Source organism: Rhizobium sp. UFLA01-1127, from assembly GCF_059803845.1.
The window spans coordinates 22,919-28,918 of the sequence record NZ_JAUQTZ010000078.1 but is presented as its reverse complement, the minus strand read 5'-3'; the positions used below and the strand labels follow the sequence as shown (position 1 = coordinate 28,918).

The following is a 6,000-nucleotide window of genomic DNA, read 5'->3' as shown; positions in this document are numbered from 1 at the left end:
AGGCGCGGATGCGTGTGACCGAGACAGAGCATTACAAACAGAAAAGAGCAGCACTCGCCGCGACGGGATCCGTGATCTGGCGCGATCCCGCAGCCGCCGTGGCGATGATCGAAGATCTGGTGCGCCAGCAGATCGACCCTGAGCGTATTGCACGTGCTGTTGCCACAGAGCCAAAGGCCTATGGCCCTTTGCGCGGCAGCGCCAGAACGATGGATAGGCTGCTCGCTGGTGGCCGGGAGCGCAGGAAAGCATTGCAGGCGGTTAACGCGGTTGGTGCCGACATTCACTCTCTTGGTCGATATCACTTGAGCGCCTTTGAGACCGAAAAATCGGCGGTCGTCATTGAGCGGCAACGGATGGCAATAGCTATTCCAGGGTTGACGAGAATTGCCCAGGATGAGCTGCGGCATATCACGTCCGAGGCTGAGAAGCACCCGCGCGAGCTGGCACGATTGGTCCGGTCTTTGTCACCAGATGTCCGACGCGAATTTTCTGTGGTCAGTAAGGCACTTGACGCTCGCTTCGGACCGGGTGCAATTTTGCGCAACGAGACCGAGGTTGCCAACATGGTCTCAAAGTCTCAGCAAGCGGTCTTCAAAGCCATCCTCGACCAATTGCGCACTGTCCAGCGTGCCGTCGCTATAGATAGGACAGAAGAGATTATCGCTGAGCGCCAACGTCGAACGATCAATCGCGCCCGTGGTCTTGATCGCTGAGAACGTCCAAAGATTTGAAAGGAAAACGACAGGCTATACCCGAATCCGTGTCGTGGAGCCGCCTTTTGGTCGTCCAACAGAAGCGAAGATGCGGGTTGTTCGGCTGGTAATGAGTAGTGGCGAGTGGCGAGATGGCGACTGACCTGAATGCGGGTTTTGGAGGAGCGTCGGGCGCTAGTGGAATAGAGGGTGCCTTTCGCGCCGGCGCATCAGCTGTCGCCCAAAAGCGGCTGTTCGTTCGGGCAGGATCGAAGCTTGGTGCCGCCAACTGCCACGGATTGATGAACGGTTCTTATGTGTCGGATTTCGCCCAACATCGGCAACAAATATCGGCCATAATCGATTTTAAATAAAAATAAATTATTGATACTATTCATTAAATTATATTTCTAATATCGGCAAATTGCCTCGATGTGAAAAGTGCTCAACATCGGCAAGATGAGCGTGGTATTGTCATCAAGCCTTTAATTTTTAAACTAGTTTATGGGATGCGAGGATCGGCAAAATGGAAGAAGTTCCAACGCGCATAGAGCCAGCCCTTTTTGAAGAATCCATTTGAAGTGCACGTCAGAGGCGGCTCATCGGAAGCTCCGTTATGCTATTTTGCAAATCTAATATAAACGCCGCCCATTTCTCAATCAAAGATACTAACGAAGATGCCGCAACGTGCTTAAGTCTGCCAGTTTTGCGATGCCTTGACCCAGATTTGCATTTGAGGCTGATCCGTTCTGTCGCGAAGATGCCGTTGACGAAATTGCGATATTGGAATCCAGCCAGGGTCACGATGAAACGCAAAGTTGGGTGAAATTTCGGCGCACATGAACTGTGTTTATAAGGCCGCGCCGCAGTTGGTTGCGAAATTCAACGTGTCCAACAAGCCACAAGACTCAGTTGAATCGCTAGTCCTGATGCGGCCCTAATCCGACGGTCTTGGACGAGGAGGTGCACAAGACGCGGGAAAACTGCTGGAATCGTGAAGCGCTGCCACCTACCGTCTTTGTGACAGTCGACTAGTTGGGCACGTGGATGCAACTTTGATCTGCAGTATGCCGCTGCTGTCCGGCCGGCGTTGCACGGCGATGTTTCGTTTCCCGCCACGCAACCATCTCGACAACGGCAGCTATTCGGCGCGATAAGATCGGAGACGATAAAAGCGAGCGAGAAAGCGATGAAGCCCAGCCTGCCCACCCTTCTGAGCATCAATGGCGGCTATGTCGATACCGCCGGGTTTCTTGCCCTGCATGGTCTGTTCACAGCGCATGTGACGGGCAATTTCGTCACACTCGGCGCTTCCCTAGCACTCGGAACCTCTGGCGCGCTGGCCAAGCTTCTGGCGCTGCCGGTTTTCTGCGTCGTCGTCATTCTCGCCCGCCTCATTGGTGGCGATCTCTCGCGGCGCAATCTGCCGACGTTGCAGATCATCCTCTCGCTGAAATTACTGCTGCTCGCGCTTGCGGCGATCCTCGCTATGCGCTTCGGTCCGTTTGGGGATGGGGATGGCTGGCAGCCCATCCTGACCGGCATGATCCTTGTCGCCGCCATGGCCATCCAGACGACGGCACATCGCATTCATCTCGGTTCGACACCACCCACGACCATGATGACGGGCACGACGACGCAGATCATGATCGACATTGCCGATCTGCTGCGTGGCGCCAAGCCGGAGGATAGGGCGGCGATGAAGGCGCGGCTTTCCCGCATGGGAGCTGCAGTCGGCGGCTTTGCGCTCGGCTGTGCCGTGGCGGCGGCGCTTTTCCTGCTCGTCGGCATGGCCTGTTTTCTCGTCCCACCGGTTCTAGCGCTTGCCGCTATCCTCATGCATGCAGGCAAGGCGGAGGTGAAGCCAGCTTAGCTTTTCGCATTGACCTGCTCTGGATACGACCAATCTTGCTCCTTTCTCCCGTCTTGCAAGTCGGCTACAGCTCTCTAAGTGTACGCCTCGGACCGAACCGGTCCGTCGCGTTTGAGGCGGCAAATCCTTGTGACTCAAGAAAGGATGATCATGGCAGGAGAAACGGTGCTTGTGGTCGGCGGAGCCGGATATATCGGTTCGCACACATGTCTGGATCTGGCGAATAAGGGGTTCAAGCCCGTCGTCTACGACAATTTCTCCAACGGTCATCGCGAATTCGTCAAATGGGGTCCGGCCGAGGAAGGCGATATCCGCGATAGGGCCCGCCTCGATGAGGTGCTGGCCAAGCACAAGCCTGCCGCGATCTTGCATTTCGCCGCGTTGATCGAGGTCGGCGAGTCGGTCAAGGATCCTGTTTCCTTCTATGAGAACAACGTCATCGGCACGCTGACCCTGCTTTCGGCGGCACAAGCGGCTGGCGTGAAGGCTTTTGTCTTCTCCTCGACCTGCGCGACCTACGGCCTGCCGCAGAGCGTGCCGCTCGACGAGAGCCATCAACAGGTGCCGATCAACCCCTATGGCCGCACGAAATATATCGTCGAGCAGGCGCTGGCCGATTATGACCAGTACAAGGGGCTGCGCTCCGTCATTCTGCGCTATTTCAATGCTGCCGGTGCCGATTTCGAGGGGCGTATCGGCGAATGGCATACGCCGGAAACCCATGCGATCCCGCTGGCCATCGATGCCGCCCTTGGCCGCCGTCAGGGCTTCAAGGTCTTCGGCAGCGACTATGATACACGTGACGGCACCTGCGTGCGCGATTACATCCATGTGCTCGATCTTGCCGACGCCCACGTGCGCGCCGTGGAATATCTGCTTAATGGCGGCGATTCCGTCGCCCTCAACCTCGGCACGGGCACGGGGACCACGGTGAAGGAGCTGCTGGGCACGATCGAGACTGTGTCGAATCGACCGTTTCCGGTCGAATATGTCGGCCGCCGCGAGGGCGATTCAACCACGCTTGTCGCCAACAATGACAAGGCTCGTGATATTCTCGGTTGGTTGCCGCAATACGATCTGACCGAGATCATTCAATCCGCTTGGAATTGGCATGCCAAATCCAACCAGCACTGAACGGCGTTCTTTCGTTGGTGCTGGGAGCAAACGTCCGAATATCCTGTTGATTTCGGCCGACCAATGGCGGGGGGATTGTCTCTCCGCCGTCGGGCATGAATGTGTGAAGACGCCGAATGTGGATGCTCTGGCGCGGGAAGGCGTGCTGTTCCGGCGGCATTATGCCGGAACGGCCCCCTGTTCCCCGGCACGTGCGACGATCTATACCGGCCTCTACCAGATGAACCATCGCGTTTGCCGCAATGGTTCGCCGCTGGACGCCCGCTTCGACAATGTCGCGCTTGCTGCACGCCGAGCAGGCTACGATCCGACGTTGTTCGGCTATACGGATACGGCGCCCGATCCGCGCAGCCGCGATTCACATGATCCGCATCTGATGACCTATGAGGGCGTGCTGCCCGGCTTTACGGCGCGGCAGCTTCTGCCCGAACATGAGAAACAATGGCTCTCCTGGCTGCGGTCGCGCGGCCATGCCGATGCCGTCAGCCGGGATATCCATATTCCCATCGGGGCCGCGCCCGGCGAGATTTCCAATAATGCGCCCGCCTATTCCAAGGACGAGACTCAGACAGCCTTTATGGCCGGCGAATTCATCCGCTGGCTCGGAGAGCAGGATCAGCCCTGGTTTGCGCATGTTTCTTTCCTCCGGCCGCATCCGCCCTTCTCGGTGCCGGAACCCTATAACCGCATGTTCTCGGCCGCCGATGGCCCGGCTTTCTTGCGTGCTACCGACCGCGAAGCGGAGATGGCCTCGCATCCGCTGCTTGCCTTCGGCCTGCCGCTGATCGGCAAGGGCGGCTTCATCCATGGCGGCAGGGGCTCCATCGATGAGTGGACGCCTGAGGATTTTGCCGCGATCCGCGCCATCTATTACGGCATGATTGCCGAGGTCGACGCGCAGCTTGGCCGGATCTTGCAGGCATTGAAGGATGCCGGCGCTTGGGACGATACCGTGATTGTCTTCACGTCCGATCACGCCGAGATGATGGGCGACCATTGGATGCTCGGCAAGGGCGGCTTCTTTGACGGCAGCTATCATGTGCCACTCGTCATTCGAGACCCTGGCCAGCCCGCCACACATGGGCGGCAGGTAGAGCATTTCACCAGCGCCGCAGATATTTTCCCGAGCCTGTGCGACCGGCTCGGCATCGCGCCGGCAAACCATGTCGATGGCGACAGCCTGCTGCCGTTCCTTGCGGGGACCGAACCGGAAAACTGGCGCGATGCGGCCTTTTGGGAGTTCGATTTCCGCGATATTGCCGAAGGTATTCCCGAGCGGCATTTCGGCTTGAGGTCCAATGCCTGCAGCCTCGCAGTCATGCGCGACGAGCGCTTCAAATACGTCCATTGCGCCGGGCTTCCGCCGCTGCTCTTCGATCTTAAAAAGGACCCGGCGGAGCTTTCGAATGTCGCCAATGACAGCGCCTATGTAGCCATTAGGCTTGCCTATGCCGAAAAGCTGCTCTCCCTCAGGGCGGAGCATTTGGACCAGACGCTTTCCTATACGGAACTGACGGAAAAAGGGCCGGTGTCGCGCCGGCCCTGAATAATTTTAGCTGAGTGCCCCGAGATAATTCATCTTGCCCACCGGTAGGCCTCGGCTGCGCAGGATGTCGTGTGCCGTGGTCACGTGGAAGAAGAAATTCGGCAGCGCGAATTTCGTCAGGTAATCCTCGCCCTTGAAGGTGATCTTGTTGCCCCCCGGCGTGATCGTCACTTCCCGCGCTTCGCTGCCTTCCATCGCGGCCGGCGTGACCGTCGCCAGAAAGTCCTGCGTTTTCTTCAGGCGCTCCCGCAGTTCGGCGACGGTCGTCTCATTGTCTTCGAAGCGCGGTGCATCGATGCCGGCAAGCCGGGAGACGGCGAGCTTCGCGGTATCGGAGGCGCGCTGGTACTGGCCGGAGAGCGGCAGCATGTCGTCGATCAGGCGGGCGGAAACGAGTTCGCCCGGCGCGATTGCCTTTTCAGCTGCATAGGCTTCGATCTTGTCGAGATAGGCTGAAAGATTTTGCAGGCCGCGTTGAAAGACGGGGACCGAGAAACTGTACATCGAGGGCATGTTTGTTCTCCGTTGCCTGCCGCGGTGCGGCAGATGTTCGTTGGCATTCTATTCCGTTTCCGTGTCGATGGAATAACCGTTCCATCGTGTCGGCGCCCGTATGTAGGTTCGGCTGCCGATTCTTGCAGGGGCAGTGGCTGAAAACTCGCCTTCGCCGGTTCCGGAGGCGTGGCCGGAATTTGGTGTTGACCTTTGTCCTGAAAAATGGAATGAATATTCCGCATAAGGAATTTTACGGT

The 6,000-nt window shown here is 57.9% G+C and carries 5 protein-coding genes; 4 read left to right on the top strand and 1 reads right to left on the bottom strand.

The features are described 5' to 3' along the window. The 4 genes from Q4Q11_RS19415 to Q4Q11_RS19400 form a co-directional block, all read left to right on the top strand. On the top strand, positions 1 to 716 hold a 716-nt coding region (locus tag Q4Q11_RS19415), incomplete at its 5' end, for a BID domain-containing protein (RefSeq protein ID WP_498570541.1). Positions 717 to 1,884: 1,168 nt separating this feature from the next. Continuing rightward, positions 1,885 to 2,568 carry a YoaK family protein gene (locus Q4Q11_RS19410; RefSeq protein ID WP_498570540.1) on the top strand — a complete coding sequence of 228 codons (684 nt, stop codon included), beginning with the start codon at positions 1,885 to 1,887 and terminating at the stop codon, positions 2,566 to 2,568. Positions 2,569 to 2,718: 150 nt separating this feature from the next. Further along, a complete protein-coding gene (gene galE / locus Q4Q11_RS19405; RefSeq protein WP_498570539.1) occupies positions 2,719 to 3,702 on the top strand; it encodes a UDP-glucose 4-epimerase GalE in 984 nt (327 codons plus the stop codon). Further along, a complete protein-coding gene (locus Q4Q11_RS19400; RefSeq protein WP_498570538.1) occupies positions 3,680 to 5,248 on the top strand; it encodes an alkaline phosphatase family protein in 1,569 nt (522 codons plus the stop codon). The genes galE and Q4Q11_RS19400 overlap by 23 nt, the downstream gene beginning before the upstream one ends. Positions 5,249 to 5,254: 6 nt before the next feature. On the opposite strand, the gene Q4Q11_RS19395 is transcribed toward Q4Q11_RS19400, so the two are convergent. Then, positions 5,255 to 5,761: a DUF1993 domain-containing protein gene (locus tag Q4Q11_RS19395; protein WP_498570537.1), complete on the bottom strand. Its 507-nt coding sequence runs from the start codon at positions 5,759 to 5,761 to the stop codon at positions 5,255 to 5,257. Positions 5,762 to 6,000 lie beyond the last annotated feature (239 nt).